This window comes from Prevotella sp. MGM2 (assembly GCF_002933955.1).
Lineage (GTDB): Bacteria > Bacteroidota > Bacteroidia > Bacteroidales > Bacteroidaceae > Alloprevotella.
Window position 1 is genome coordinate 1 of record NZ_BEWW01000238.1, and the last position, 2,683, is coordinate 2,683.

A 2,683-nucleotide genomic window follows, 5' to 3' on the forward strand; every position below is an offset into this window, starting at 1 on the left:
ATATTGAAGGAGGCTAGAGAGGGAATGGAATTGTTTTATATAAAATACGTATCGGAATTTACACGAATACTTGGATTTGTAATATAGAGAGTTTTTTTCATGAATGTTGGTCGAAAAAATATTCAAGAAGGTTGATGATATATGCAAAAATTATTTATAGTCAAAAGTAATAAATGTTAAAAGGCTGGTACGTCGGTTTTCTGCCATTACTCCTGACAAGTTGGCAGTATGTGAATTTGTTTTTGTTGTATGATGTTTTGGCACGCTCCTTGCATAAATATAAAGCATAGTGCGGCTATGTTCTACGTTTTGACTGCGGCTGTAAACAAATAATAGTGATCAATAAAATTAATAACAAATAATAAAATATTATCATGGGAAAGATAATTGGTATTGACCTCGGAACGACAAACTCTTGCGTTTCCGTGTTTGAGGGTAACGAGCCCGTTGTAATTACTAATAGTGAAGGCAAGCGCACAACACCAAGTATTGTGGCTTTTGTAGAAGGTGGTGAACGCAAGGTGGGTGATCCAGCCAAGCGTCAGGCTATTACAAACCCTAAACGTACGATTTATTCTATCAAGCGTTTTATGGGGGAAAACTATGATCAAGTGCAAAAGGAAATATCCCGTATGCCCTATACAGTGGTGTGCGGTGATAATAACACGCCTCGTGTTGATGTGGATGGACGCCAATATACGCCGCAGGAGATTTCTGCTATGATTTTGCAGAAAATGAAGAAAACAGCAGAGGATTATCTTGGACAGGAAGTGACGGAAGCTGTTATTACTGTACCTGCTTATTTTAGTGATTCACAGCGTCAGGCAACGAAAGAAGCCGGTCAGATAGCTGGGCTTGACGTGAAGCGTATTGTTAATGAACCTACGGCCGCAGCTTTGGCCTATGGCATTGATAAAGCTAATAAAGATATGAAAATTGCTGTATTTGACCTTGGCGGCGGTACATTTGATATATCTATCCTTGAGTTTGGTGGCGGTGTGTTTGAAGTTCTTTCAACCAATGGTGACACTCATCTTGGTGGCGATGACTTTGATCATGTCATTATTGATTGGCTTGTGCAGGAATTTAAGAATGATGAAGGGGCCGATCTCTCTCAGGATCCTATGGCCATGCAACGTTTGAAAGAAGCTGCAGAAAAGGCGAAGATAGAACTTTCCAGTTCAATGAGTACCGAAATCAATCTGCCTTATATTATGCCTGTAGGAGGTGTGCCTAAACACTTGGTTAAGACATTGACTCGTGCTAAGTTTGAAGCTCTGGCGCACAGTCTGATAGAGGCTTGTAAAGTGCCCTGTGAAGCAGCTCTTAAGGGAGCAGGTCTTTCTACTGGTGATATTGATGAAATTATTCTCGTTGGTGGTTCAACCCGTATTCCCGCAGTACAGGAGCTTGTTCAGAATTTCTTTGGTAAGGCTCCTTCCAAAGGTGTTAATCCTGATGAAGTTGTGGCTGTAGGTGCTTCTATACAGGGGGCCATTCTTAATAAGGAAGAAGGAGTAGGTGACATTGTGTTGCTTGACGTGACTCCTCTTTCTTTGGGCATTGAGACTTTAGGTGGTGTGATGACAAAACTTATTGATGCTAACGCTACCATTCCCTGCAAGAAGAGTCAGGTGTTTTCTACTGCTGAAGATAATCAGCCAGAGGTTACCATTCATGTGTTGCAAGGTGAGCGTCAGTTTGCTAGAGACAATAAGAGTATCGGTCGTTTTAATTTGGCTGGTATAGCTCCTGCCCGTCGTGGCATACCTCAAATTGAAGTGACTTTTGATATTGACGCCAATGGTATTCTTAACGTTTCAGCCAAAGATAAAGCTACAGGCAAGGAACAGACCATTCGCATTGAAGCTAGCAGCGGTTTGAGTAAGGAGGAAATAGATCGTATGAAAGCTGAAGCTGAAGCTAACGCTGAGGCTGACAAGAAAGAACGTGAGCGGATTGATAAAATCAATCAGGCTGATTCCATGATTTTCCAAACAGAAAATCAGTTGAAGGAATTAGGCGACAAACTTCCAGCTGAGCATAAACCAGCTCTTGAAGCGGCTCTTCAGAATTTGAAGGATGCACATAAAGCTCAGGATGTCGCAGCCATTGATGCTGCTATCGCTGAAATGAATAACGCCTGGCAGACTGCCAGTTCCCAAATGTATCAGCAGACTGGTACTCAACCGGGGGCTGAGGGTTTCCAACAGCAAGCGGGTGCCGGTCAGCAAACTGGTAGTCAGTCCAGCAATACGTCCAAGGATGATATTCAAGATGCAGATTTTGAGGAGGTCAAATGATTCCGATAAGTAAACAAATAATAAACAATAAGCAAAAGCGTGCAGCTCAACGAGTTGCACGCTTTTTGCGTTTATAGGGTTCATGGTTTCTATGTGTTTTCTATGGGCTTTTTTATCTCTTATTTGCGACATGTTTGCGACAAGACAAAAAAGTAGATAATGTGGGACTTAATCACACTTATACATACTAATACACACTTAAAAGTAGATGATATGCCAACAATCGGATTTGAAATCAAAAGGAAGTGCAAGGTCTGCGGCAAAGTATTTGTCGCAAAAACACTCGACAGCCATTACTGTTCTCCTAAATGTAGCAAAGTGGCTTGGAAACGCAAAAAGGACGTAAAGTGGAAAAGGCGCGTGAGTTTGACCCCTTCGGG

The 2,683-nt window shown here is 41.8% G+C and carries 1 protein-coding gene and 1 pseudogene; both read left to right on the plus strand.

What is annotated here, in order from left to right:
• Positions 1-374: 374 nt before the first annotated feature.
• The gene (gene dnaK / locus C5S62_RS05910) at positions 375-2,303 is read left to right on the plus strand and encodes a molecular chaperone DnaK (protein WP_104404476.1); all 1,929 of its coding nucleotides are present in this window, start codon (positions 375-377) and stop codon (positions 2,301-2,303) included.
• 213 nt (positions 2,304-2,516) lie between these two features.
• Positions 2,517-2,683: pseudogene (locus C5S62_RS13870) on the plus strand (recombination protein NinG); the annotation flags it as partial.

What these genes read in the sequence shown, in the direction of transcription:
- dnaK (WP_104404476.1), top strand. Translation starts at nt 375, where the DNA reads ATGGGAAAGATAATTGGTATTGACCTCGGAACGACAAACTCTTGCGTT.